At 64.1% G+C, this 23,537-nt stretch carries 22 protein-coding genes and 1 riboswitch; of the genes, 8 read left to right on the plus strand and 14 right to left on the minus strand.

What is annotated here, in order from left to right; genetic code table 11:
• Positions 1-150 precede the first annotated feature (150 nt).
• From BPHYT_RS26605 to BPHYT_RS26615, 3 genes are all read right to left on the minus strand, one after another.
• Positions 151-459, minus strand: a complete 309-nt coding sequence (locus BPHYT_RS26605) for a DUF4148 domain-containing protein (RefSeq protein WP_012427221.1) — start codon at positions 457-459, stop codon at positions 151-153.
• Between the two features lie 145 nt (positions 460-604).
• On the minus strand, positions 605-1,756 hold the full coding sequence (locus tag BPHYT_RS26610; RefSeq protein WP_012427222.1) for a porin: 1,152 nt from the start codon (positions 1,754-1,756) through the stop codon (positions 605-607).
• Positions 1,757-2,056: 300 nt separating this feature from the next.
• Complete coding sequence (locus BPHYT_RS26615; RefSeq protein ID WP_012427223.1) at positions 2,057-2,323, minus strand: DUF1488 family protein; 267 nt, start codon at positions 2,321-2,323, stop codon at positions 2,057-2,059.
• A gap of 215 nt (positions 2,324-2,538) precedes the next feature.
• Here BPHYT_RS26615 and BPHYT_RS26620 point away from each other — a divergent pair, with 215 nt between their 5' ends.
• Complete coding sequence (locus BPHYT_RS26620) at positions 2,539-4,032, plus strand: MDR family MFS transporter (RefSeq protein WP_012427224.1); 1,494 nt, start codon at positions 2,539-2,541, stop codon at positions 4,030-4,032.
• Positions 4,033-4,098: 66 nt separating this feature from the next.
• On the opposite strand, the gene BPHYT_RS26625 is transcribed toward BPHYT_RS26620, so the two are convergent.
• From BPHYT_RS26625 to BPHYT_RS26635, 3 genes are all read right to left on the minus strand, one after another.
• Positions 4,099-5,223 (minus strand): alpha/beta hydrolase family protein, encoded by a 1,125-nt coding sequence (locus tag BPHYT_RS26625; protein WP_012427225.1) that lies wholly within the window; start codon positions 5,221-5,223, stop codon positions 4,099-4,101.
• A gap of 2 nt (positions 5,224-5,225) precedes the next feature.
• On the minus strand, positions 5,226-6,119 hold the full coding sequence (locus BPHYT_RS26630; protein WP_012427226.1) for an AraC family transcriptional regulator: 894 nt from the start codon (positions 6,117-6,119) through the stop codon (positions 5,226-5,228).
• Between the two features lie 171 nt (positions 6,120-6,290).
• Entirely contained in the window at positions 6,291-7,184 is an 894-nt protein-coding gene (locus tag BPHYT_RS26635; RefSeq protein WP_012427227.1) for a LysR substrate-binding domain-containing protein, read from the minus strand.
• A gap of 191 nt (positions 7,185-7,375) precedes the next feature.
• Here BPHYT_RS26635 and speB point away from each other — a divergent pair, with 191 nt between their 5' ends.
• Both speB and BPHYT_RS26645 read left to right on the plus strand, forming a co-directional pair.
• Entirely contained in the window at positions 7,376-8,353 is a 978-nt protein-coding gene (gene speB, locus BPHYT_RS26640) for an agmatinase (protein ID WP_012427228.1), read from the plus strand.
• A gap of 41 nt (positions 8,354-8,394) precedes the next feature.
• A complete protein-coding gene (locus BPHYT_RS26645; RefSeq protein ID WP_012427229.1) occupies positions 8,395-9,495 on the plus strand; it encodes a polyamine ABC transporter substrate-binding protein in 1,101 nt (366 codons plus the stop codon).
• A 27-nt stretch (positions 9,496-9,522) separates the two neighbouring features.
• On the opposite strand, the gene BPHYT_RS26650 is transcribed toward BPHYT_RS26645, so the two are convergent.
• The gene (locus tag BPHYT_RS26650) at positions 9,523-10,455 is read right to left on the minus strand and encodes a LysR family transcriptional regulator (protein ID WP_012427230.1); all 933 of its coding nucleotides are present in this window, start codon (positions 10,453-10,455) and stop codon (positions 9,523-9,525) included.
• A 135-nt stretch (positions 10,456-10,590) separates the two neighbouring features.
• Here BPHYT_RS26650 and metE point away from each other — a divergent pair, with 135 nt between their 5' ends.
• The gene (gene metE / locus BPHYT_RS26655) at positions 10,591-12,885 is read left to right on the plus strand and encodes a 5-methyltetrahydropteroyltriglutamate--homocysteine S-methyltransferase (protein WP_012427231.1); all 2,295 of its coding nucleotides are present in this window, start codon (positions 10,591-10,593) and stop codon (positions 12,883-12,885) included.
• Between the two features lie 105 nt (positions 12,886-12,990).
• Here metE and cobM read toward each other — a convergent pair whose 3' ends face one another.
• The 4 genes from cobM to BPHYT_RS26675 all read right to left on the minus strand — a co-directional run bounded on the left by cobM (position 12,991) and on the right by BPHYT_RS26675 (position 16,871).
• Positions 12,991-13,716, minus strand: coding sequence for a precorrin-4 C(11)-methyltransferase (cobM, locus tag BPHYT_RS26660; protein WP_012427232.1), 726 nt, complete (start codon positions 13,714-13,716; stop codon positions 12,991-12,993).
• A gap of 62 nt (positions 13,717-13,778) precedes the next feature.
• Positions 13,779-14,501 carry a cobalt-precorrin-6A reductase gene (locus BPHYT_RS26665; protein ID WP_041759649.1) on the minus strand — a complete coding sequence of 241 codons (723 nt, stop codon included), beginning with the start codon at positions 14,499-14,501 and terminating at the stop codon, positions 13,779-13,781.
• Between the two features lie 2 nt (positions 14,502-14,503).
• Positions 14,504-15,601 (minus strand): cobalt-precorrin-5B (C(1))-methyltransferase, encoded by a 1,098-nt coding sequence (locus tag BPHYT_RS26670; RefSeq protein WP_012427234.1) that lies wholly within the window; start codon positions 15,599-15,601, stop codon positions 14,504-14,506.
• Between the two features lie 46 nt (positions 15,602-15,647).
• Positions 15,648-16,871: a bifunctional cobalt-precorrin-7 (C(5))-methyltransferase/cobalt-precorrin-6B (C(15))-methyltransferase gene (locus BPHYT_RS26675; RefSeq protein WP_012427235.1), complete on the minus strand. Its 1,224-nt coding sequence runs from the start codon at positions 16,869-16,871 to the stop codon at positions 15,648-15,650.
• A gap of 84 nt (positions 16,872-16,955) precedes the next feature.
• A riboswitch (cobalamin riboswitch) is annotated at positions 16,956-17,134 on the plus strand.
• A gap of 84 nt (positions 17,135-17,218) precedes the next feature.
• Between BPHYT_RS26675 and cobG the strand changes: the two genes are divergently transcribed.
• From cobG to cobJ, 4 genes are read left to right on the plus strand one after another with little or no spacing between them, the layout of a single operon-like run.
• A complete protein-coding gene (gene cobG, locus BPHYT_RS26680) occupies positions 17,219-18,742 on the plus strand; it encodes a precorrin-3B synthase (RefSeq protein WP_012427236.1) in 1,524 nt (507 codons plus the stop codon).
• Positions 18,735-19,361 carry a precorrin-8X methylmutase gene (locus BPHYT_RS26685; RefSeq protein WP_012427237.1) on the plus strand — a complete coding sequence of 209 codons (627 nt, stop codon included), beginning with the start codon at positions 18,735-18,737 and terminating at the stop codon, positions 19,359-19,361. The genes cobG and BPHYT_RS26685 overlap by 8 nt, the downstream gene beginning before the upstream one ends.
• A complete protein-coding gene (locus tag BPHYT_RS26690; RefSeq protein ID WP_012427238.1) occupies positions 19,362-20,093 on the plus strand; it encodes a precorrin-2 C(20)-methyltransferase in 732 nt (243 codons plus the stop codon).
• Positions 20,090-21,793, plus strand: coding sequence for a precorrin-3B C(17)-methyltransferase (gene cobJ / locus BPHYT_RS26695; protein ID WP_012427239.1), 1,704 nt, complete (start codon positions 20,090-20,092; stop codon positions 21,791-21,793). The genes BPHYT_RS26690 and cobJ overlap by 4 nt, the downstream gene beginning before the upstream one ends.
• 15 nt (positions 21,794-21,808) lie before the next feature.
• Here cobJ and BPHYT_RS26700 read toward each other — a convergent pair whose 3' ends face one another.
• Genes BPHYT_RS26700 through BPHYT_RS26710 form a run of 3 tightly spaced genes read right to left on the minus strand, consistent with a single transcriptional unit; the run spans position 21,809 to position 23,396 of the window.
• Positions 21,809-22,420: a hypothetical protein gene (locus BPHYT_RS26700; protein ID WP_012427240.1), complete on the minus strand. Its 612-nt coding sequence runs from the start codon at positions 22,418-22,420 to the stop codon at positions 21,809-21,811.
• A complete protein-coding gene (locus tag BPHYT_RS26705; RefSeq protein WP_012427241.1) occupies positions 22,417-22,899 on the minus strand; it encodes a DUF2778 domain-containing protein in 483 nt (160 codons plus the stop codon). The genes BPHYT_RS26700 and BPHYT_RS26705 overlap by 4 nt, the downstream gene beginning before the upstream one ends.
• Before the next feature lie 20 nt (positions 22,900-22,919).
• On the minus strand, positions 22,920-23,396 hold the full coding sequence (locus BPHYT_RS26710) for an Hcp family type VI secretion system effector (RefSeq protein ID WP_012427242.1): 477 nt from the start codon (positions 23,394-23,396) through the stop codon (positions 22,920-22,922).
• Between the last annotated feature and the right edge of the window lie 141 nt (positions 23,397-23,537).

The following is a 23,537-nucleotide window of genomic DNA, read 5'->3' on the forward strand; positions in this document are numbered from 1 at the left end:
TGTTACCAGCCGGGGCCAACTCTCTCGCTCGCACACCGGAAACCGTGCGTGCCTGACTACTTTACCGATACCGCCGATGCGGATATATACGCCATGCTGGAAGAGTCCCTTCCAACGCGGCCCGTCCCACACTGCGCGGGGCGCGTCGGATCAACGGCTATACATTGCATTCCAGTCGGCGGCGGGCACAGCCGGGCGGCCGCTTTGTGACGAACCCGCCACGCTGCCGCCATAGCCGTTAGTCTCGCCGTTGCGCGCGGCGACGCGCGCTTCCGCCGCCTGAATCGCGTCCGGGTAATGCGCCTGATCGCCGTCGCCGACGTGGTAGCCGGACGCTTGCAGTTGAACCAGTTCCGCGCGCACCTGCTCGCGCGTGACGTGGGAATTCGATTGGGCGAACACAGTGGCCGAAGCAGCCAGCGAAGCGACGATAACGACAGCCTTGATCAGGGACTTCATGATAAAAACAACCTCCGGTTATTGATGGTCGGCGGCGCTTCGAATCACTCTGCGCGCCGCCCGTGAAATCAATATAGGCGCCGATACCCCAGAAAATAACGGCCGCCCGCCGAAGGGATTGTTCCTGAATCTGGAGAAATCACGCTCAAAAGCGCGTGCGGATCCCCACCGTGCCGACCACCTGATTACCCGTGGACGACGCGCCGCCCGCCGTGTTGATAAACGCCGTGTAGCCCTTGCCGCTCACGTGCTGATACATCGCTTCGGCATACACGTCGGTGCGCAACGACAGCGAATAGACGGCCTGCAGATTCATCTGATTCCATTTCGGATCCGCCCCGAAGCTCGAGGTGCCGCCCACATGCGCGTCCGTAAAGGTGTAGGCCGCGCCGAGGCTCAGCGCGGGCGTCATGGCGTACTTGCCGTTCACTTCATAGTTATCGAAGCGCATCGAGCCATGCGTGGCGCCGAACGACGCGGTGTTCTGGAACTGGCTATGCGTATAGACGAAGCCCGCCGTTACGGGACCGAAACCATAGCTCAACGCGGCGCCGGCCGTGCGCTGCACATCGGCGCCGAGCTGGAAGCCGCCCGTGCCGTTGGCCGCGGATTCGCCGAGATCGACCGCGCCGGCCGTGTTGGCGCTCGAGTTCGAACCGTTGATCTGCAAATAGCCGGCAGCCGCCTTGAACGGACCGTTGGCATAGCTCACGCCCGCGCTATAGGCACGATTGACCGCGAAGCCCGTGTTGTTCGAGAAGGCGTACATTCCGCCGAACTTCAGACCGGCATAGTTCGCGCTCGCGTACTTCACGGCGTTGCTCATGCGCACCGAGTGATTCAGATTGTCGTTGTCGAACGGATGCGCGAAGCCGGTATCGCCGAACGTGCCCGCCGTGCCCGAGAGCGGCGCGACGAAATCGACCAGCGAATCGTACTGGCGGCCCAGCGTGAACGTGCCGTACTGCTTGCTGCTCAAGCCGACAAACGCCTGACGGCCGAACAGCCGGCCGTTCTGGCCGAGCTTGCCGTTCTGCAAGTTATAGCCGTTCTCCAGCACGAAGATCGCCTGCAATCCGCCGCCGAGATCTTCCGCGCCGCGCAAGCCGAAGCGGCTGCCGTTGATGTTGCCGCTAGTGGCCTGAACCAGCGCGCCCTGCGAGCCGCCCTTCTTTACGTTGTTGGTGTACATCACCCCGGCGTCGATGAGGCCGTACAGCGTGACTGAACTTTGCGCATGCGCCGTGGCGGCGGCAAGTCCTGCGAACGCCGCAACCGCGGCGGAAATCTTTTTCACGTCAATGCTCCTGCGTAGCTGGAATGTCAGGTTGAACAGCGACGCGAGTATAGAAACGCGGGCATCGAAAACGAATGCCCGTGCCCTGGAGCAGTCCTTTATGAAATCTGGAAGAATCCGTCATCTAAACGCAGCAATCGCGATGCGCTGCGCTTCGACGAGGTGTTTTGAAAGCTGAAGGCGCGTAGCCCGAGGTCTGCGCGCAATGAACGGGTTGTATGTGAACAACAGGCGTCAGGCGTTGAGGCGCTTGCGAGCCCGGCGTGTGCGCCGGACTCATCCTCAATGGAAACGGGCCGCTTAGCTTCTGTTGAAGTCGCCGGTCTCGAGTTCCACGGACTGCCCGCCGTTTTTTTCGAGGACTTTGCGCGTAGCCTTTTCAATCTGCGCGCGATTTGCCTCGAACGTGTTGACAAGGTTATGGGCCGATGGGCCGTCGTTGCCGAAATGCTCGTTCAACGCATCCAGCGACACGCTGCACCAGACGTCGGCCCCGTCGACATTGGCTTCGAAGGCGACGCGTGCCGCTGCAACCACTTCACGGCGTCCGGTGAATTCGATCCTCATGATGACCCTCCATTTGTCGAAAGAAAGCTTCAAGCGCGCAAACGCTGTGCCACGGCGGCTTGGTCCGCAAGGCGGGCCGTTGTCAGCGCGTATTCTCAGCAGGGTGCATACTCGACATCGGCCGTCCTCGTACGGTCGTGCTGATGCGTCACGGCATGGCCACCCTTGGCCGCGCTGCCCGACGTGCCTTATATCCTAATACTAACTTCTGGCCCATGTCCCGCAACCCGCAATCGTCGCGTCCTCTCGTCATTGCCGCCGTGATGGCGTCCATGGCGATGGTCGCCATCGAAGCCACCATCGTTTCCACCGCCATGCCTCAGATCGTCGCGCAACTCGGCGATCTGCATCTGTATAGCTGGGTCTTCTCGTCGTTCCTGCTCACGCAGACCGCGATGACCGTGGTGTTCGGCAAACTCGCCGACCTGTACGGCCGCAAGCCGGTCATGCTGGCCGGCATCGCAATCTTTCTGCTCGGCTCGGTACTGGCCGGCTTCGCGTGGTCGATGCCGGCCATGATCGCGTTCCGCCTGATTCAGGGCGTCGGCGCGGGCGCGATCCAGCCGGTTACGCTGACCATCGTCGCCGATCTTTATCCCGCGCGCGAACGCGGCAAGGTGCAAGGCTACCTCGCGAGCGTGTGGGCGATTTCCGCGGTGGTGGGTCCGATGGTCGGCGGCTTCATCATTCACAACATGTCGTGGGCGTGGATCTTCTGGATGAACGTGCCGATCGGCCTCGCCTCCGCGGCGGGCTTCATCGCGTTCCTGCGCGAATCGGAACGGCATGCGCGCCCTTCCATCGATTTCGGCGGTGCGGCGCTGTTCATGGCGGCGATCGCCTCGCTCATGATGGCGCTCACCTACGCCGGCGACGACCAGATCGCGCAAGCGTCGATGGCGGGCGGCGCGTTCGCGCTGTGCGTGCTGCTGTTCGTGTGGCAGGAGCGCCGCGCGGCCGAACCGATGATCTCCTTCGCGCTCTGGAGCCGCCGGCCGATTGCTGCCTCGAACGGCGCGACGTTGCTGTCCGGCATGATCCTGATGGGCTCGACCACGTTTTTGCCGATGTACGTGCAGGGCGTGCTGCATCGCTCGCCGGTGATCGCCGGCCTCGCCCTGACGATGATGATGGTGGGCTGGCCGACCGGCGCGACGCTCGCGGCAAAGTCGTTTCATCGTCTCGGCTTGCGGCGCATTCTGATTGGCGGCAGCGCGGCCATTCCGCTCGGCGCGGTGCTGCTGCTGTTTCTGTCGCCCGGCGGCTCGCCGCTCGTCGCGGCGTTCGGCTCGCTGATCATGGGCTTCGGCATGGGCACGTCGAGCGTCAGTTGCCTGATCCTGATTCAGGAGATCGTTCGCATGGACGAACGCGGCAGCGCCACCGCGTCGAATCTGTTTTCGCGCAATCTCGGCAGCACGTTGGGCGCGACGCTGTTCGGCGCGGTGCTCAATTTCGGCCTCAGCCATTCGAAGGGCGTGGCCGTGGTCACGTCGGATCAGTTGAAGGCGCTGCTGCAGAATCAGACCGCCAGCCTCGGTGACAGCGACATGATCCGCACCGTGCTGCATCAATCGCTGCACCTCACGTTCATTTCGCTCTTCGTCATCGCGATCTTCGTGGTGGTGCTGCTGATGTTCGTGCCGGCCGTCAAGATCGGCGGCGACAGGAAGATGCCGATCGAAGCGTTGGCGCCGCTGGAGGATTGAAATGCGCGGCGGCGTACCGCGCGCTGCCACGCTCGGTTCGATAACGCCGACGCATTGCTATCAGCGTCAGCGCGCCGGCAAGGTCGCCGCGAAAAAGCGGATCGCCCGGTCAGTTGCCAGCGCATGCATCGCATCGCGATTGACGCCCGGTCCATCCTGGCAAATGCCCGCGAGATGCGCGACCACCTCGGGGAGACAGGTGTCCAGAAAGGTGTAGTGCGACGCGCCGGGCACCATCTCCACGTGCGCATTGGGTAGCAAGCCCGCGATGCGGTGAATGTTGGTGGCCACCGGCGCGGTGACATCGGCTTCGCCCGCGAGCAGCGAGACGGGAATCGTCACGTCGGCGAACGAGTTGCTATCGAAAGCTTCGCCGAGTGCGGGCGCAATCGCGAACACGGCTTTCACACGCGGATCGCGATACGACGCGCCGGACCGTGCGCGTGACGCCTTCGCCTGCGGCGAAAGATCGTCGAGCGTCGAGAGCGCCGCGCCCGATGCGTCATGGATCCGCGCTGCTTCCGGTGGATGGCAGATCGCGTCGGCCTCGGGCGATGTGCAGAAACGCTCGAACGCCTGCAGATTGGTCCGCGCGCCGGCCAGTTCCAACACCGTATAACCGCCCAGCGAAAAACCCACCGCGCCGATCCGCTCGCGGTCCACATGCGGGCCGAGCAGCGGATCGGCGAGCACGCCGTCGAGCACTTCGCTCGCGTCGGTGGCGCGCTCCCACCAGAGCATGAAGCCGTCGCGCGTCATCGGCTCCGCCGCAGTGTTGCCCGGATGATTGGCGCCGGCCACGATATAGCCTTGCGCGGCGATTGCGGCAGCCAGCCAGTCGAGACTGTCCGCGGTGCCGCCCGTGCCGTGCGAGAGCACGAGCAGTGGATAGCTTGCGCGCGCGGTAGACAGCGGCGCATCGTCGGCGGCGGCGTGACCGTGAAAGATCGGCTGACCGGGCGCGCCGATCTCGTGCGGCGTCTGTGGCACGGAGGCATCGACCGGATACCAGATGCGCGTCACCAGCGCCTCGGTTTTCGCGCCACGCCAATTGCGGGCCACGGCGGGATGAAATACACGCATCGTCTCGCCCACATGCAAGCCGGCCTGATCCGCCGACGCGGCGCCCGCGCAGCACAACGCCGCCGCACACGCCAATCCGGCGATGACGGCACAACTCACACGGAACATGGTCAGTCCTTGCGGATAGGAATCATCAGGTCGGTCACGCACGTCTGCTGCAGACCGGCAACCAGCGGCAAACGATACAGCTCCAGCGCGGGACGCCGGTCGCGCAGATAACCGCTTTGCGGCAGCCAACCGCCGTAAAGCGCGCGAAAGGTTGGCGAGATCAGCGCATACGGCCCGATCAGCCGATGCACCGCATACAAGCCGCCTTCGAGCCGCAACGGTTCAACGACATCGCTCGCTTCGGCTGGCACGTCACGCGGCCCCGCGACAATCGCCGCGCGATAGCTGAAGCTGTCCTTCACCGCGGGATCGCGCACGCAGATACCCACGCGCTGATCCATCACGGCGTTTTCGTCGCAGCGCAGCATCGTCATGAGCGAGCGAAAGGTCTGGCCGATGGTTGCGACGGGTCCGTCGTGCCGAAGACTGAGCACATCGAACGGCGCGATCTCCGTGAGTTCGACGGCAGGCAACGCCGGAGCTGGCGCATTGTTCTTCGACGCGGCGAGTTGCGCGTCCGCCGCCCGGCCCACGCATGGCGCGGCCAGACGTTTCTGCCGTGCCTTGAACTCGCTCGGCGAGACGCCGGTGAAGCCGCGAAACGCACGCGCGAAGGCTTGCGGGCTGTTGTAGCCGGCATCGTGCGCGACCGTGGTGACCGACGCGGCCGCATCGGTCAGCCGTTGCGCCGCTTGCGCAAGCCGCAGACGTTGCACCGTCTCGACGACGCTCTCGCCCGTCAGCGCCCGGTAGACCCGGTGGAAATGAAACGGCGACAGATGCGCGACCGCGGCGAGGCTCTCCAGCGTGTGGTGAGCGCCGGGTTCGAGCAGAATTGCCTCGACCACGCGGGCGATCCGTCGGCGGTAATCACGTTCGGTGCTGGGCTTCATCATGGCGCTAGGATAGCGGCGTCGCGGTCGCAAGACGGTGCAGAGCTTGCCGAATTTTCAGACGGTGTGTGCGGGTGATGCGGTATGGTGTTTGCCGCTCACGCGGCTATGCAGCGTTCTCGTTGCCGCTCACGCCGGCTATCGCAAGCATGCTCATTGCACTTACTGCGCTCATTACGCCCCTTGCACCTCACGGCACAGCGCGATCATCCACGCATGCACCGCGTCCACCGCGGCCGAGCGCGCCGGTTGCGCCGAGCGCATCAACCAGAGCGGCGCGAGCGCGAAGCCCGGCACTTGCGGCAGGACTTCGACGCGGCCGTTTGTCAACGCGTCGCCGACGTCGAGTCGCGACACCATCGCGATGCCCGCTTCCTGCTCCGCAGCGGCTACGAGAAAACGTGGATCGCTGACCGTGAGCGCCCGGCGCGTACGCAAGCCGCCGCGCTTCAATTCGGGCAGCCACGGCGCCCATTCGGGATGCGCCTCGTGAACCAGCAACGGCGCTTGCGTCAAGACATCGGGAAACGGCGCATCGCGCAGGCGGCGCGCCGTCAGCGGTCCGCAGATCGCCACGGCCGCTTCTTCCAGCAAGGGCTCGCACACCACTTCCGGCGTTCGGATGGCCTTCGGCGACACGACCAGGTCGACATCCACGCGGTCGATCTCGTTGACTTCCTCGCCGGTCACGAGCCAAAGCTCCAGCGTGGGCAACGCCTCGGCGAACGCGCGCATGCGCGGCATCAGCCAGCCCGACGCGAACTGCGGCGCGCACACGAGAATCACCGAATCCGGATTGCCGTACGGCTCGATCCGATCGCGCCCGTCGGCGAGCGTGGCGAGCGCCGTCGTCACCGTTTGCGCGTACAGCGTGCCGGCGGCCGTCAGCGCCACGCCACGGCCGATACGGCGAAACAGCGGCTGCCCGGTCCATTCCTCGAGTTGCTGGATCTGATGGCTGATCGCCGACTGCGTCAGCGCCAGTTCCTGCGCGGCGCGCGTGAAGCTGCCGAGACGCGCGGCGGCGTCGAAGGCGAGCAAGGCTTGCAAGGGCGGAAGTCTGCGCATCGTCTGGTTGGGGCGAGATATTAGAAATATCGATACTTCCAGCAAGATTCTTCGCTTTTCGCGAGAATTTTTCCCCGCAATCATAGCGCCAGTTGCCCGTCACGCATAACTCACCGCTACGCGGCCATTCCGCTAGACATGAGAAATATTTGTGCGACGAGCGCCTCATCAATCCGACTGGATCGCTCCGTATGACCTCGAATCTGACCCCGCCGAACGCTTACCTCAAAAGCCCTGCCCAGGACGGCGGCCAGCCAGCCGCGCCGACCTACGCGGGCGTGCTGTCTTTCATGCGCCGCCCCTACTCGCGCGATCTCACCGGCGTGGACGTCGCCGTCTCCGGCATTCCGCTCGATCTCGCCACGACCTTCCGCCCCGGCACGCGCTTCGGCCCGGCGGGCGTGCGCGCCGCCTCGGTACAACTGGCGGAACTCGGCGCGTTTCCGTGGGGCGTCGATCCTTTCGATCATCTGAACGTCGTCGACTACGGCGACTGCTGGTTCGACGCGCACAACCCATTGGGCATTCGCGACGCGATCATCGCGCACGCCCGCGGCATTCTCGCCAGCGGCGCGCGCATGCTGACGTTCGGCGGCGACCACTACATTACGTATCCGCTGCTGGTCGCGCACGTCGAGAAATATGGCAAGCCGCTGAGCCTGATCCATTTCGACGCGCATTGCGACACCTGGCCGGACGATAACCCCGACTCGCTGAACCACGGCACGATGTTCTACAAGGCGATCCGTGAAAGGCTGGTCGATCCCGCGCGCTCGGTGCAGATCGGCATTCGCACATGGAACGACGACTTCATGGGCGTGCGCATTCTCGATGCGCCGTGGGTCCATCGCAACGGCACGCAAGCCGCCATCGACGAAGTGCTGTCCATTGTCGGCAACGCGCCTGCTTACCTGACCTTCGACATCGACTGTCTCGACCCGGCGTTCGCGCCCGGCACGGGCACGCCGGTGGCGGGCGGTTTGAGTTCGGCGCAAGCGTTGGAGATCGTGCGCGCGCTCGGCGCCGTGAACCTGGTGGGCGCGGACGTGGTGGAAGTGTCGCCGCCCTACGACCACAGCGACGTAACCGCGCTCGCCGCCGCGCATCTCGCGTCGGACATGCTGTGCCTGATGCGCAATCAGAAGCTGCAACGCCTCACGAATCGATAAGCCCGCGACCCGTTGAACCCTTTCCGACGAGATGACCCACCATGCCTCGCAACACGATAAAACCGCTTCTGGCCGCCTTGCTGCTCGGCGCATTCAGTGCCGCCTCGCTCGCCGACGAAAAACAGCTCAACCTGTACAACTGGGCTGACTACATCGCGAAAGACACCGTGCCGAACTTCGAAAAAGAGTCCGGCATTCACGTGCGCTACGACGTGTACGACGGCGACGAAACCTTGCAGGCGAAACTGCTGACCGGCTCGACCGGCTACGACGTGGTAGTGCCGACCTCGAACTTTCTCGCCAAACAGATCGAAGCCGGCATCTATCAGAAGCTCGACAAATCGAAGCTGCCGAATCTCGCGAACCTCGACCGCAATCTGCTGAAGCTGGTTGCCGACGCGGACCCCGGCAATCAGTACGCGGTGCCGTGGGCGTGGGGCACGACGGGGCTCGGCTACAACGTGACCCGCGTGAAGAAGATTCTCGGCAACGAAGCGCCGCTCGATAACTGGGACATCCTGTTCAAGCCCGAGTACCTGAGCAAGCTGAAGAGTTGCGGCGTCTCCGTGCTCGATGCGCCGTCCGATGTGTTCGCGGTCACGCTGCACTATCTCGGCCGCGATCCGAACAGCGAGAATCCCGCCGACTATCAGGCCGCGTACGACGCGCTAAAAAAGATCCGCCCGTATATCACGCAATTCAACGCGACGAGCTACATCAACGATCTCGCGGGCGACGATATCTGCTTCGCGCTGAGCTGGTCGGGCGATGTCTCGATGGCGAGCCATCGCGCGCGAGAAGCCGGCAAGAGCTACGAGGTCAAGTACTTCATTCCGGAAGGCGGCGCGCCGGTGTGGTTCGACATGATGGCGATCCCGAAAGATGCGCCGCATCCGGAAGCGGCGCTCAACTGGATCAACTATATCGAGCGCCCCGAAGTGCACGCGGACATCACCAACACCGTGTTCTATCCGAACGCGGATGCCGCCGCGCGCAAATTCGTGCGGCCCGAAATTCTCAACGACCCGACCGTGTATCCGCCTGAGCCCGTGCTGAAGACATTGTTTCTGCTCAAGCCTTTGCCCGCGCAGATCAAGCGCCTGGAAGGCCGCTTGTGGGCGCAGTTGAAATCAGGTTCGTGAAGCGTCGTTGAACGAGCCGCGCATTCGTCACGATGTACGGCCTTCTTCCGTCAGCAACTCGATGCCGTCGAGTTGCGCCGCGCAGGTATCGCGAACGATCCTGACGAAATCGTCGAAATAAGGCCGGCTTGCCAGGCCTTTCCCGGCCACCGCGTACAACTCGCTCCACAGTCCCTGGGTGCCGACGCGCTTGGCCAGCACATAATCGTGATCGACGTAGTTTTTCACGCCCCAGTTCGGCAGCGCCGCAATCCCGCGGCGGCTTGCCACCAGTTGCATGATGGCGATGGTCAGTTCCGCCGTGCGCCGTTCGAGTTTGATGCCGGCCGGCTCCAGCACCTGCCGGATCAGATCGATGCGCGCCTCGGGCACCGGATAGGTAATCAACGTCTCGTCGCGCAGATCTTCAGACGTCACTCGACGCTTGTTGCGCAAGCGGTGTTCATTGGCCATCACCACCAGAATCTCGAAGCGGAACAGCGGCGCGATATGCAGGCTGCGTCGCGTGGCCGGTTTCGAGCCGATCACCACGTCGGCCTTGCCGTCGCTCAGCAAACGCACCGGATCCGCATGGAAGCCCGCGACAAGGTCCACTTCGACTTCCGGCCAGCGCCGGCGGAATTCGTCCATGACCGGCATCAGCCAGTCGAAGCAGGTATGGCACTCGAGCACGATGCGCAACTCGCCGCGCGTGTCGCCTTTCAGGCGAACAAGATCGCGCTCCGCCGCGCTCACCGCCGCGATCGTTTCGCGGCCGAGCGCAAGCAGCCGCTCGCCGGCGGCAGTGAACCGCAACCCCTGCCTGGTGCGCTCGAACAGCGACACCTCATAGTGCGCCTCGATATCGCGAATCTGATGCGAGAGCGCGGACTGGCTCAGATGCACGCGCTCGGCAGCCGCCACCAGTTTGCCCGACTCGGCAATGGCAATCAGCGAACGCAGGTGGCGAAGCTCAAGCATGGAATGGCTCCGCATCGAACGAAAAAAGCTTGATATGAATCTGGCTCATACATTGGTGAAAACATGTCGCTTGATGAATCATAGCGTGACTTTCACACTGGGCGCCAATTCACACAACGAACAACAGGACTTCACATGGCCCGCACGCATATTCCCGGCTTTCCTCGCATCGGCGCGCAGCGCGAACTGAAATTCGCGCAGGAGTCGTTCTGGCGCGGCGAATCCGACGAACAGTATTTGCTCGGCGTCGCGCGCGAACTGCGCGCCCGTCATTGGCAATTGCAGCAGGATGCCAAACTGGACTTCGTCACCGTCGGCGATTTTGCCTACTACGACCAGATGCTCAATCTGAGCGCGCTGCTCGGCGCTTTGCCGCAGCGTTTCGGCTTTGATGCGAAGACTTTGTCGCTCGCCCGGTACTACGAGCTCGCGCGCGGCAACGCCGCGCAACCGGCCATGGAAATGACCAAGTGGTTCGACACGAACTACCACTACCTCGTCCCGGAACTTGGACCGCAGACGACGTTCGACGGCGGCGTCGAGTGGCTGTTCGACGAGATCGATGAAGCGCTCGCGCTGAATCTGCCGGTCAAACCGGTGCTGATCGGGCCGATCACTTACCTGTGGCTATCGAAGAGCCATGTCGCCGGCTTCGACCGTTTATCGTTGCTGCCGAAGCTCGTGATCCGTTACAGCCGTTTGCTGGAGAAGCTCAAGCAGCGCGGCATCGAATGGGTGCAACTGGACGAGCCGGCCTTGTGCGTCGATCTGCCCGTTGAATGGCTCGACGCGTTTTCCGCCGCGTATGACGTGCTCGGCACGTCGGGCGTGAAAGTGCTGCTGGCCACGTACTTCGAAAGTGCTGCAGAACACGCGCCGCGCGTGGCTGTACTGCCGGTTGCCGGTGTGCATCTCGACCTCGTGCGCGCGCCGCAGCAACTCGACGCTTGGCGCGCTGCCTTGCCTAAGCACGCGGTGTTGTCGGCCGGCGTGATCGATGGACGCAATATCTGGCGCGCGGATCTTGGCGAGATTTTCGAATCGCTGCAGGCCCTTCATGCGGAATTCGGCGAACGCTTGTGGGTTTCGTCGTCGTGCTCGTTGCTGCACGTGCCGGTCTCGCTCGATGCGGAGCAAAAACTCGACGCCGATCTGAAATCCTGGCTCGCCTTCGCCACCGAAAAACTCGGCGAAGTCGCGACCCTCGCCCTCGCCTTGCGCGACCCTGCGGCAGCCGAGGCAACACTCGCCGCCGCCGACCGCGCGCTCGACGCGCGCCGCCATTCCAGCACAGTGGTCAACGCGCTCGTGCAAAAACGCGTGGCCGCGGTGAGCAGTGCGATGGCCGACCGACAAAGCCCGTTCGCCGAACGCAATCGCCTGCAACGCGAAGCGCTCGGCCTGCCGCTGCTGCCGACCACCACGATCGGCTCGTTCCCGCAAACGCCCGCGATTCGACAGGCGCGCGCCGCCTACAAGCGCGGCGAACTGCGCGCGCTCGACTACCTGCAGCGCATGCGCGCCGAGATCGAGATCGCCGTACGCAAACAGGAAGAGCTGGGCCTCGACGTACTGGTGCACGGCGAAGCCGAACGCAACGACATGGTCGAATATTTCGGCGAACAATTGTGGGGCTATGCATTCACGGAAAACGGCTGGGTGCAAAGCTACGGCTCGCGCTGCGTGAAACCGCCGATCATTTACGGCGACGTGTATCGTCCCGAACCGATGACGGTCGAAACCACACGCTACGCGCAATCGCTCACGCAGCGCCTGATGAAAGGCATGCTGACCGGTCCGGTGACGATGCTGCAATGGTCGTTCGTGCGTGACGACCAGCCGCGCTCGACGACCGCGCTGCAACTCGCACTCGCGATCCGTGACGAGGTGGTGGATCTGGAAAAGGCCGGCATCCGTATCATCCAGATCGACGAACCGGCTTTCCGCGAAGGGTTGCCGTTGCGTCGCGGCGATTGGGCCGCGTATCTGGAATGGGCCACGCGCGTGTTCCGCATTTCAGCAGCGGGCGTCGCGGATCAAACGCAGATTCATACGCATATGTGCTATTCGGAGTTCAACGACATTCTGCCGTCGATCGCCGCGATGGATGCCGACGTGATCACCATCGAGACCTCGCGCTCGGCGATGGAACTGCTCGACGGCTTCGGTGCTTTCGCGTATCCGAACGAAATCGGCCCGGGCGTTTACGATATCCACTCTCCGCGCGTGCCGGATGCGCAAGCCATGCAACGTCTGCTGGAACGCGCGTGCGAAGTGATTCCCGCTGAGCGCTTGTGGGTCAATCCGGATTGCGGGCTGAAGACGCGCGGCTGGCCGGAAACCGAAGCGGCGCTGACCAACATGGTTCGGGCCGCCAAGGCATTGCGTGCGAAGCTGGCGGCGAAGCAGCCGGATGAAGTGACGGCGTGAGAGGAGCGGCCGTTGGCCTGATGTTGATCTGGGATTGATCTGTTGCGGATCGCTCATCCGCGCACTGTGTCTGGGTGCGCGGATGAGCTTTTTCATACAGGCCGTTCAGTCTTTCGCATACAGCGTCGAGTCCGCGAAGCCTTCCGCGGCCAGCACCTGTCCGACCAGAATCAACGCGGTCCGCTCGATGGATGTCGATTCAACCTTACTGACAATATCGTCGAGCGTGCCGGTGATCTTCTCCTCGTCGGGCCAACTCGCGCGATAGATCACCGCGATCGGACACGCACCGCCATAATGCGGCCGTAATTCATCGACGATGCGCGCAAGGTGCCGCACACCAAGGTGAATCGCCATCGTCGCGCGATGCCGGGCGAGGTCGGCGAGCTGTTCGCCTTCGGGCATGCTGGTTTTGCTCGCGAATCGCGTGAGAATCAGCGTCTGCGAAATATCCGGCAATGTGAGTTCGCAACCCAGCGCCGCCGCGCACGCCGCCGTGGCGGTGACGCCCGGCACGATCTCATAGGGAATCTTCAGTTCGCGCAGTCTGCGGATCTGCTCACCGATCGCGCCGTACAACGATGGATCGCCGGAATGCACGCGCGCCACGTCCAGACCTTGGTCGTGCGCGGCCGCAAGCAACGCGATGATCTGATCGAGATCGAGTTCGGCGGTATTGACGACCTGCTGCGCCGCGTGACCTTCGAGCACGGCAGCCGGCACGAGCGAACCCGCGTACAGGATCACCGGACAACTGCGCACGAGGCGCTGCCCTTTCACCGTGATCAGTTCGGGGTCGCCCGGACCCGCGCCGATAAAAAACACCGTCATTCACTACTCCATGATTCGTTGAGGCGGCATGGCATGCATGCGTGATTCGTTCGGGCGCAGGCTCAATCGGCGACTTGCAGCGCGTCGAGCAGGTCGGCCACGTTCTCGAATTCCCTCTCTGCAGCCGGCAACTCAGGACGGCGCAGCATCACGACCGGCAAACCGCGTTCACGCGCGACTTCGAGCTTCGCTTCAGTCGCCTGGCCGCCGCTATTTTTGCTGACTAGCACGTCGAAGGCTTGCAGCGCGAATAGCGCACGCTCACCTTCGAGCGTGAATGGACCGCGCGCCGCGAGTATCCGCGCACGTGCCGTATCTTCGTGCGCTTCAAGACAACGTACGACCCAGAACTGATGCGGTGGGATCTCGTAGAGATGCGCAAGCGGTTCGCGGCCTAGTGTGAAGAGCGGCTTTCTGAACGGCGCCAGCGCATCGGTGAGTTCGTCCCAGTCGCCGACCATACGCCAATCGTCGCCGGCTTGCGGCTGCCACGCCGGGCGATGCAGTGCCCAATACGGCACGCGTGCGGCGCGGCTCGCCTGCGCCGCGTTCGCGCTGATTTGCGCGGCATAAGGGTGCGTCGCGTCGATCACGAGATCGATACCTTCATCGACGATGTAGCGCGCCATACCTTCACTGCCGCCGAAGCCGCCGACGCGCACCGTACACGCCAGATCGTCCGGCACCTTGCCGAGGCCGGCGAGACTATACACGTGCTCAGGGCCGAGTTGCCTCGCGATCCGCAGCGCGTCGCCGGTGCCGCCAAGCAGCAGAATCCGCTTCATTTTCATTGCGCGGCTCCGATCAGCAAGCCCCGCCGGTCGATCGCGAACATTTCGACGTTGACCTGCGGCGGTACGATCTCGCGCGCCACTGCCAGTGCATGCCGGCAGACGATATCGCCGAGCGGCACCTGCTGCGCGTGAGCCAACGCGACCGCCTGCTGACTCGTGTTGGCCGCGCGGATCGACGCTTGAAGCGCGTCGTCGGCGCCCTGTTCGGCGGCCCATTGCGCGAGCCGTTCGAGGTCGATGCTCGAATTGCGGCTATGCAGGTCGAGATGACCGGCCGCCAGCTTGCTGAGCTTGCCGAAACCGCCGCACACGCTCAGGCGCTCGACCGGCGCGCGTTTCATATGCTTGAGCACCGCGCCGACGAAGTCGCCCATTTCGATCAGCGCAATATCCGGCAGGCCGTAGTGCGCGCGCATGGCGTCCTCGCTTGCGTTACCGGTGCAGGCGGCGAGATGCGTGTAGCCGTTCGCGCGCGCGACGTCGATGCCCTGATGTATCGACGCGATATACGCCGAGCACGAAAACGGCCGCACGATGCCGGTGGTGCCGAGGATCGACAGGCCGCCGAGAATGCCGAGACGTGGGTTCATGGTTTTCAGCGCGAGCGCTTCACCGCCTTCCACGCCGATCGTCACTTCGAAGCCGCCGCCGTACGCGTGCTCCGCCGCGAGTTCGGCCAGATGCTCGGTCATCATTCTGCGCGGCACCGGGTTGATCGCAGGTTCGCCGACCGGCAGCGTCAGCCCCGCGCGCGTGACCGTGCCGACGCCCGGCCCCGCGCGAAATATCACGCCCGGTTCGGCAACAAGCCGCACGCGGGCGAAGACGACCGCGCCGTGCGTGACGTCGGGGTCGTCGCCGGCGTCCTTGACCGTGCCGGCTTCCGCGCCTTCATCGCCATTCCCGATCAGGCGGCAGAACACCAGCGGCATCGGCACATGCTGGCCTTTCGGCAACAGGATCTCCGCCACTTCACTGACGACACCCGCGAGCAACAGACGCGCCGCCGCCAGCGACGTCGCGGTGGCGCAACTGCCGGTCGTGTAGCCGCTACGCAGCGGCGCGGGATGTTCAGGGGTTTCTTCGCGCATCAGGAACTCGCAGCGCTCGCAATGTCAATCATGGCATGGGTCCCGTTCACGCTCGCTCTCCGCCACCGGCCTGCTTCGTCACCTCCAGCAGCGTGATCGGCAACGCTTGCCGCCACGTATCGAAACCGCCAAGCGGTTGCGCGTCCGCCAACGCGATCCGTGTCAACGTCCCGCCATGCCGCTCGCGCCATGCCGCCAACACCGCCTCGCCTTGCAACGTCACAGCATTGGCAACCAGCCGCCCGCCCTCGCGCAGACCAGCCCAGCAGGCCTCCAGCACGCCCGGCACAGTCACCCCGCCGCCGATGAACACAGCATCCGGCACCGGCAACCCCTGCAGCGCTTCAGGCGCGCGCCCCGCCACGAGTTGCAGCCCCGGCACGCCCAACGCATCGCGATTGTGTTCAATAAAGCGTTGCCGCTCCGCATGCCCTTCAATCGCAATCGCGCGACAACTGGCATGCGCGCGCATCCATTCGATGCCGATCGAGCCGCTGCCCGCGCCCACATCCCACAGCAATTCGCCGGGCGTTGGCGCAAGGCGCGCGAGCGTGATCGCGCGCACGTCGCGCTTGGTCAACTGGCCGTCGTGACGAAACGCATCGTCGGGCAAACCGCAAGTCAGCGGCAGACGCGGCGCGCCTTCGGTCGCGCGGCAATCGAGCGCGATCAGGTTGAGCGCGGCTACATCGCCCACGGACCACTGATCGGCGCGGCCGTCGATGCGCCGCTCGAGTTCGCCGCCCAGGTGCTCCAGCACACTCATGCGGGTCGCCCCGAAACCGCGCGCGTTCAGCAGCTCGGCAAGCGCTGCGGGCGTGCGCCCGTCCGCGCTCAGTACGAACACGCGCGCGCCGTCGTGCAGATGCGCGTTCAGCGCGGGCAACGGCCGGCCCACCAGCGACACCGTCGCGACATCCTGCAACGGCCAGCCGAGCCGTGCGGCCGCCAGCGACAGCGACGACGGCGCGGGCAGCACCCGCAGTTCGCCCGCCGGCAATTGCCGCGCGAGCGTAGCGCCGACGCCGAACAGCATCGGGTCGCCGCTCGCCAGCACGCACACGGCGGCGCCGCGCTCGGCCAGCAAGGGCGCGAGATCGAACGGACGCGGCCAGGCGGCACGGCGCGCGGCGAGACGCGCGGGCAGCATCGCCAGATGACGTTCGCCGCCGTACACCACCGACGCTTCCAGCAAAGCGCGCCGCGCGGGCCTCCCCAGACCGGCAAAGCCGTCGTCGCCTATGCCCACCACCGTCAGCCACGCGGGCATGCATCCATCCTCATTCTGTGCCTTCAAATAATGCGCTGTGCCACGCCGGTCAAAGCGTCCAGCCTCGTTGTGCTGTTCGAAAAAAGGCATAATACAGCCGCCGGTGCCCTTCGGGGCCGAAGAGGGAACACAGTGTCGCTGTGGCTGCCCCCGCAACTGTATGCAGCGAGTCCGCCTGCGCTCCACGCCACTGGTTCAACCGGGAAGGCCGCGGCGGACCATGACCTGCCAGCCAGGAGACCTGCCGGCAAGACTGTTCGTGCCAGCCAACATCGGGCGGGGTGTACCGATGCCGCAGCCATGCCCGCCTCACGGCATGCTCGGGCCGTCGCGCGACGCTCAACCCGGTGTCCGTCTTGAAGCAAGCTTCGCCTTCCTCCGTTTTATCCGACGCGGCTGCCACGCCGCGGCCTTCGGCGTGTCCGGGGCTGCTGCGCATCGTCGCCGCGCGCGACGGCGGGATTTGCCGGATCAAACTGCCCGGCGGCGAATTGAGCGCGGCGCAGGCGCGGGCGATCGCTGACGCTAGCACGCGGCACGCGGCCGGGGTAATCGAGTTGACCAATCGCGCGAATGTGCAGGTGCGTGGCGTTAAGCGTGGTGAAGAGGCGGCGTTGATTGCGGCGTTGATCGATGCGGGTCTTGGGCCGATGCCGGTCAATGGCGTGGCAAGCCACGGGAACACAACGGCTGCGGAGAACGCTGTGAATGCCGGGGTTGCCAGCGCTGTAGATGCAATAGTGGCCCCCGCCGCAGCCGACGACGTCCGCAACGTCATGATCAGCCCCGCAGCCGGGCGCGATCCATCCGCGCTATTCGACACGCGCCCGCTGTGCGCCGAACTACTCACGATGCTGCAAAGCGAAACGCGATTCGCGGCGCTTTCGCCGAAATTCGCGCTGCTGCTGGACGGCGGCGAGCGGCTTGCGCGAGTGGATCATCCGCACGATGTGTGGCTGGCGGCATCGCAAGAGGCGGACGGCGTGCGGTTCGTGTTCGGGTTGGCGGGTTGTCCGCCTATGAGCGCCCATGCCGGCGCATTTACGCAAAGCCAAAGCACGGCGTCTGAGAAACCGCGCGTGAACGACACAGGCGCACTAGCCGCGATCCTGCCGTCACAAGTGCCGGCACTAGTACGCGCGCTGCTCCTCACATTCCTCGACCTCGCTGCCGCAGACGCCACCCGCATGCGCCACCTGCTAACCGCGCATTCCGCCGAAGCGATACTGCATCACGCTCAGCGATACCTCGACTTCCCGCTGACCCAAAACGCGAAGCTCGCCAACTGGCATCGCGTCATACCAGCCGACGCCAATCTCCGTCTCGGCGCCCACGCCCAACGCGTGCCCGGAACCTGGCACGTCGGCGGGCAACCGCCGCTGGGACGCCTCGACGCCGACACGCTGCATGCCCTCGCCACGCTGTCTCAACAGCACGGCAACGCCACGCTTCACCTGACCCCCTGGCAAAGCGTGCTGCTACCCGACATCGCCACGCACGCCGTCCCGGTCGTGTTGTCCGGCCTGAACGCCCTCGGTCTCGCCTGCGAACCCGCACAAGCGATCACGCACCTGGTCGCATGCGCCGGATCGAGCGGCTGCGCGAGAGGCCTCGCCGACACCAAGACCGACGCGTTGCGCCTCGCGGCTCGCCTGCCTGCCGGCGTCGACGTGCATCTGAGCGGCTGCGCGCGCTCGTGCGCCGCCGCGCATTGCGCGCCGTACACGCTGCTCGCCGCGGCGCCCGGCCTCTATGACTTTTATCGACGCGACGGCCGGCCGGGCTTCGGCCAGTGCGTCGCGCGCCAACTGACGATCGACCAGGCCGCCGATATGCTCGAACGCCTGGTCCGGAGTGACACCGATGCTTGATTACATTCGCGACGGTCAGGAGATCTATCGCCAATCCTTCGCAACGATCCGCGCGGAGGCCGACCTGTCGCGCATTCCCGCCGACCTCGAAAAGCTCGCGGTGCGCGTGATCCACGCGTGCGGCATGGTCGATGTGATCGACGATCTGCAATTTTCCGCGGGCGCGGGCACGGCGGGCCGCGCGGCGCTCGCGCAAGGCGCGCCGATCCTGTGCGATGCCGGCATGGTCGCGCAAGGCATCACGCGCGCGCGGCTGCCGGCCAACAACGAGGTCATCTGCACGCTTACGCATCCGGACGTGCCGTCGCTCGCCCGCGAACTCGGCAATACCCGCTCGGCGGCGGCGCTCGAATTGTGGCGGCCGCATCTGGCGGGCAGCGTCGTCGTGATCGGCAATGCGCCGACCGCCCTTTTTCATCTCCTCGATATGCTTGACTCCGGTGCTCCAAAGCCTGCGTTGATTCTCGGCTTTCCCGTGGGTTTTGTCGGCGCGGCCGAATCGAAAGCCATGCTTGCGGACGATAGCCGCGGCGTGCCTTACGTAGTGGTGCGCGGCCGGCGCGGCGGCAGCGCGATGGCGGCGGCCGCCGTGAACGCGCTGGCCACGGAGGTCGAATAAATGACGGCGCAAGGACGTTTGTTCGGACTCGGCGTCGGCCCCGGCGACCCGGAACTCATCACGCTGAAGGCGCTGCGTTTGCTAAAGGCGTCGCCGGTGGTCGCGTACTTTGTCGCCAAGGGCAAGAAGGGCAACGCGTTCAGCATCATCGAAGCGCATTTGCACGATACCCAGCAGCATCTGCCGCTCGTGTATCCCGTGACCACAGAGGCGCTCGAACCGCCGCTTTCGTATGAAGCGATCATCGCCGACTTCTACGACACCGCCGCGCAAGTGGTCGCCGCGCATCTCGATGCGGGCCGCGACGTCGCCGTGATCTGCGAAGGCGATCCGTTCTTCTACGGCTCGTACATGTATCTGCACGACCGGCTCGCGGCGCGCTACGAAAGCGAAGTGGTGCCGGGCGTGTGCTCGATGCTCGGCGGCGCGGCCGTACTCGGCGCGCCGCTGGTGTATCGCAATCAGAGCCTCTCGGTGCTCTCGGGCGTGTTGCCCGAAGACGAATTGCGCCGGCGTCTGGCCGATGCCGACGCCGCCGTCGTGATGAAACTCGGCCGCAACTTCGACAAGGTGCGGCGCGTGCTCGGCGAACTCGGTCTCGCGGACCGCGCGCTCTACGTCGAACGCGCGACGATGGGCAACCAGCGCATCGTGCCGCTCGCCGAAGTCGATCCGATGGCGTCGCCGTATTTTTCGCTGCTGGTGGTGCCGGGGGAAAAATGGCAAGGATGAGCGCACCCGCGATCGTGATTCTCGGCGCGGGCGCCTTGGCGACGGCGCGGCGCGTTCAGGCGCTGTACGCGGGCAGCCAGGTGCATGCGTTACGGGGACGCGTCGAGGCGGACGTGTCGTACAGCGAACTCGGCGCGCATCTGCGGGAACTGTATGCACGCGGAACGCCGATCGTCGCGTTGTGTGCGGCGGGCATCGTGATTCGCTGTCTGGCTCCGTCGTTGTCGAACAAGGGCGTCGAGCCGCCGATGCTGGCTGTCGCCGAGGACGGCAGCGCGGTCGTGCCGCTGCTCGGCGGCCTTGCCGGCGTCAACCTGATGGCGCGCGAGATTGCCGCACTGCTGGCCGTGCCGCCGGCCATCACGACGAGCGGCGAATTGCGTTTCGGCACCTGCGTGCTGAATCCGCCCGAGGGCTACACGCTCGCCGATATCGGTCAGGGCAAGCGCTTCGTGTCGGACCTGCTGGCCGGCGAGAGCACGCGCATCGAAGGCGAAGCGCCGTGGCTCGATGACGCGCAGCTGCCCCGCTCCGACTCGGCACGGCTCGCGATCCGCGTCACGCCGCGGGCATGGGATGGGCGCGACGATGAACTGGTGATTCATCCACGCAGCGTGGTTGCCGCAGTGACGGCCGTGGATGGCGAAATCGTGGCGCGCGTACGCGACGCCTTGGATGCGCACGGGCTCGCGCCGCTGTCGCTCGCGGCATTGCTGGCCTCGTCCGAACGCATGGCCGACCCGGCGCTCGCCGAGGCCGCGGCGAACCTGAAGGTGCCGCTGCGTTTTGCATTAGCAGGACCGGAAGATGGCGAGCCGCCGGCCAATCTGCTGCACGCCGCGCTGCGCATCCCCTACGAGACGCTGCACAACGACGCGTCCGCAGGCGTCGCGCTCGCGTTGGCGCCACTCGCCATCGATCCCGACACGATCGGCCGCGCGCGTGGCCGACTGACTGTGATCGGCCTCGGCCCTGGCAGCGCCGATCTGATGGTGCCGGCCGCACGCGCGGCGCTCGACAAAGCCACCGATATTCTCGGCTACGACACCTACGTGAAAATGGCCGGCCCATTGCGCGCCGACCAGCGCGTGCACGGCACCGACAATCGCGAGGAAATGCAACGCGCGCGGCATGCGTTCGAACTGGCGAGCGAGGGACATTCCGTGGCGATGGTGTCGTCGGGCGATCCGGGGGTGTTCGCGATGGCGGCGGCGGTGCTCGAGGCGTTGGAAGCGTCGGATAACGCGGACTGGGCTGCGGTCGAACTGACGATCGTGCCGGGTGTGTCGGCGGCGATGGCGACGGCGGCGCAGGCGGGTGCGCCGTTGGGCCACGACTTCTGCATGCTGTCGCTTTCCGACAATCTGAAGCCCTGGGCGATCATCGAAAAGCGTTTGCGGCATGCCGCCGAAGCGGATCTGGTGATGGCGTTCTATAACCCGATTTCGCGTGCACGGCCGTGGCAGTTGGATAAGGCGCTGGATATCGTGCGGGAATATCGCGCGGCGCAGACTCAGGTGGTGCTGGGCCGCGATATCGGCCGGCCTGGCGGCACGCTGCGCACGCTTACGCTAGGTGAACTGCGGTCGTCCGATGTGGATATGCGCACGATGGTGATCGTGGGATCGTCCATGACGCGGCGGTTTGGTGATGCGGCCGGAGGTGGGGAGTGGGTTTATACGCCGCGGTGGTATGAGTGACTGGACAGGCGGTGGTTATGATGTTTTCCTGTGGATGAACCGGCGCATCGCGAGGCAGCATACAAGCACAGGTGCGCCGATCAGCAGCATAGCCACTGACCAATAAAGGTTCATGACATACCACAATACATCGCCCTCGTTATCTGCCTTACTGCCCTCGCCCGTGACTGACAACCAGAGTCTGACTATTGCACTGACAGATGGCGGTATATGCAACGGGTATGTCGTGTACGGACTCGACAGGTACCATCCAAGATCGCTAATGGCGAGAAGCGCAAGTAAAGATGCAATGAGAGTCACGGAAAAAGGCATCTTGGGAGTCTTCTCGCCACTCTTTCTTGCAATGAGATAGCGCGACAGCCACCCTTTGAATTTCGCCAGAGCTAAAGCAATCAATAACGTAGAAATTAGCCAGTAAAGCAGCCACGCAAGCACTTCCATATCATCAGGATTATCCAGATATTCCGTGTTTGTGCAGCGTAGCCAGAATAGGATAAATGCTTCCACACTGCTGGGCATTTCGACCGGAAGTATGTCCAGGAGATGCGTTATGTACCAACCAGCGATCACCGATATCAACGTCAAAACAGTGTAAATCGAAAGACGGATTGCGAATCGTTTTTTCATTTCACGTCAACCGTTCCGTAAGCGCGTAAAGCTATGCCCGGCACCGGCACAGTCGGGCCCCTCGAACGAATGAATTTCTGAAGTCGATCGAATTCCTGAGAGTTCTCGACGGTGATACATCCATGACTCAACCCCAAGTAGCCCATTGGATGCAGTCGGAAGTGACCGCGCTTGATGCCATTGATATTGGTCGTGTCTCCCGTTGCCGGATTCCAGAGCGTGAACCACTTTCGACGGTCGGTAGAGACGGAGCCGGTCGCGTAGCACCATTCGTACAGAAAGCCCATCAAGCCACCTGACTGGCGATCGACAAGGTAGTAGGTCCCTTTCGGAATCGGTCCAACGTTTTCCACCGCGGTGTCGTCTGGGTTATCTCTGCCATGATCCATTCCCGAGAAGGCGGCAACGGACGCGGTCCCTTCGCACGAGAAAACCGAGTCCCTCTGCCCATTGAGAACAAAAGTACATTTAACCGGCATATCCTCTGTCCCCCGCCCGGTCAATTCGTCGTGTTGTTCTTGATATACAGAGTGGCAGTCACCGCACCGCCGCTCCCTCCCAGCGCGTTTTGCACGAAGTACTCATGCTTCATCGTCGAGAAAGACAGGTGAACATCTTCATGGCACTCGTCGCCGCCGCCGATCGGTTCCACCTGGGTAATGATCACGTCGTACATCGTGATCTTCAGGTATTCGAACGGCATGCCCCCGGCCTTTCGCACAGTCAGCTTCACCTGGTCCACATGCTTGCCGGTGAAGCAATATTTGGCCAGGTTCGGACTGGCTCGGTCCAGCTTGTGCGTGAATTCCAGATCGGAAACGCTAGCCTTGCCCGCGCCGCCGCCGGAGCCCGCCATCATGGTCGAGTCCTGTGAAATCTTCCAACGCCAACCGATTACGTCGATTTCGTTCAGATGCGAGGCATCCTGCGATTCGCCGTCGCAGCCGTTAATCTTGATGAACGTATCCTGTGCCATTAAGCATCCCCGTGACATGTGCGACTGTTCAAATGGTCGTCACGCGGACATGCAGAAACATTCGGCACACGCAGATTGAAATACTGTCGGCGAAAGGATCAGACCGCAGCGAAGACTCGAATCAGCAGTGTCGGGGGAATG

The sequence above is a fragment of the Paraburkholderia phytofirmans PsJN genome (genome assembly GCF_000020125.1).
Taxonomy (GTDB): domain Bacteria; phylum Pseudomonadota; class Gammaproteobacteria; order Burkholderiales; family Burkholderiaceae; genus Paraburkholderia; species Paraburkholderia phytofirmans.

Coding starts and splice junctions, on each gene's coding strand:
- BPHYT_RS26605 (WP_012427221.1), bottom strand. CDS start 459: ATGAAGTCCCTGATCAAGGCTGTCGTTATCGTCGCTTCGCTGGCTGCT.
- BPHYT_RS26615 (WP_012427223.1), bottom strand. CDS start 2,323: ATGAGGATCGAATTCACCGGACGCCGTGAAGTGGTTGCAGCGGCACGC.
- BPHYT_RS26620 (WP_012427224.1), top strand. CDS start 2,539: ATGTCCCGCAACCCGCAATCGTCGCGTCCTCTCGTCATTGCCGCCGTG.
- BPHYT_RS26625 (WP_012427225.1), bottom strand. CDS start 5,223: ATGTTCCGTGTGAGTTGTGCCGTCATCGCCGGATTGGCGTGTGCGGCG.
- BPHYT_RS26630 (WP_012427226.1), bottom strand. CDS start 6,119: ATGATGAAGCCCAGCACCGAACGTGATTACCGCCGACGGATCGCCCGC.
- BPHYT_RS26635 (WP_012427227.1), bottom strand. CDS start 7,184: ATGCGCAGACTTCCGCCCTTGCAAGCCTTGCTCGCCTTCGACGCCGCC.
- speB (WP_012427228.1), top strand. CDS start 7,376: ATGACCTCGAATCTGACCCCGCCGAACGCTTACCTCAAAAGCCCTGCC.
- BPHYT_RS26645 (WP_012427229.1), top strand. CDS start 8,395: ATGCCTCGCAACACGATAAAACCGCTTCTGGCCGCCTTGCTGCTCGGC.
- BPHYT_RS26650 (WP_012427230.1), bottom strand. CDS start 10,455: ATGCTTGAGCTTCGCCACCTGCGTTCGCTGATTGCCATTGCCGAGTCG.
- metE (WP_012427231.1), top strand. CDS start 10,591: ATGGCCCGCACGCATATTCCCGGCTTTCCTCGCATCGGCGCGCAGCGC.
- cobM (WP_012427232.1), bottom strand. CDS start 13,716: ATGACGGTGTTTTTTATCGGCGCGGGTCCGGGCGACCCCGAACTGATC.
- BPHYT_RS26665 (WP_041759649.1), bottom strand. CDS start 14,501: ATGAAGCGGATTCTGCTGCTTGGCGGCACCGGCGACGCGCTGCGGATC.
- BPHYT_RS26670 (WP_012427234.1), bottom strand. CDS start 15,601: ATGCGCGAAGAAACCCCTGAACATCCCGCGCCGCTGCGTAGCGGCTAC.
- BPHYT_RS26675 (WP_012427235.1), bottom strand. CDS start 16,871: ATGCCCGCGTGGCTGACGGTGGTGGGCATAGGCGACGACGGCTTTGCC.
- BPHYT_RS26685 (WP_012427237.1), top strand. CDS start 18,735: ATGCTTGATTACATTCGCGACGGTCAGGAGATCTATCGCCAATCCTTC.
- BPHYT_RS26690 (WP_012427238.1), top strand. CDS start 19,362: ATGACGGCGCAAGGACGTTTGTTCGGACTCGGCGTCGGCCCCGGCGAC.
- cobJ (WP_012427239.1), top strand. CDS start 20,090: ATGAGCGCACCCGCGATCGTGATTCTCGGCGCGGGCGCCTTGGCGACG.
- BPHYT_RS26700 (WP_012427240.1), bottom strand. CDS start 22,420: ATGAAAAAACGATTCGCAATCCGTCTTTCGATTTACACTGTTTTGACG.
- BPHYT_RS26705 (WP_012427241.1), bottom strand. CDS start 22,899: ATGCCGGTTAAATGTACTTTTGTTCTCAATGGGCAGAGGGACTCGGTT.
- BPHYT_RS26710 (WP_012427242.1), bottom strand. CDS start 23,396: ATGGCACAGGATACGTTCATCAAGATTAACGGCTGCGACGGCGAATCG.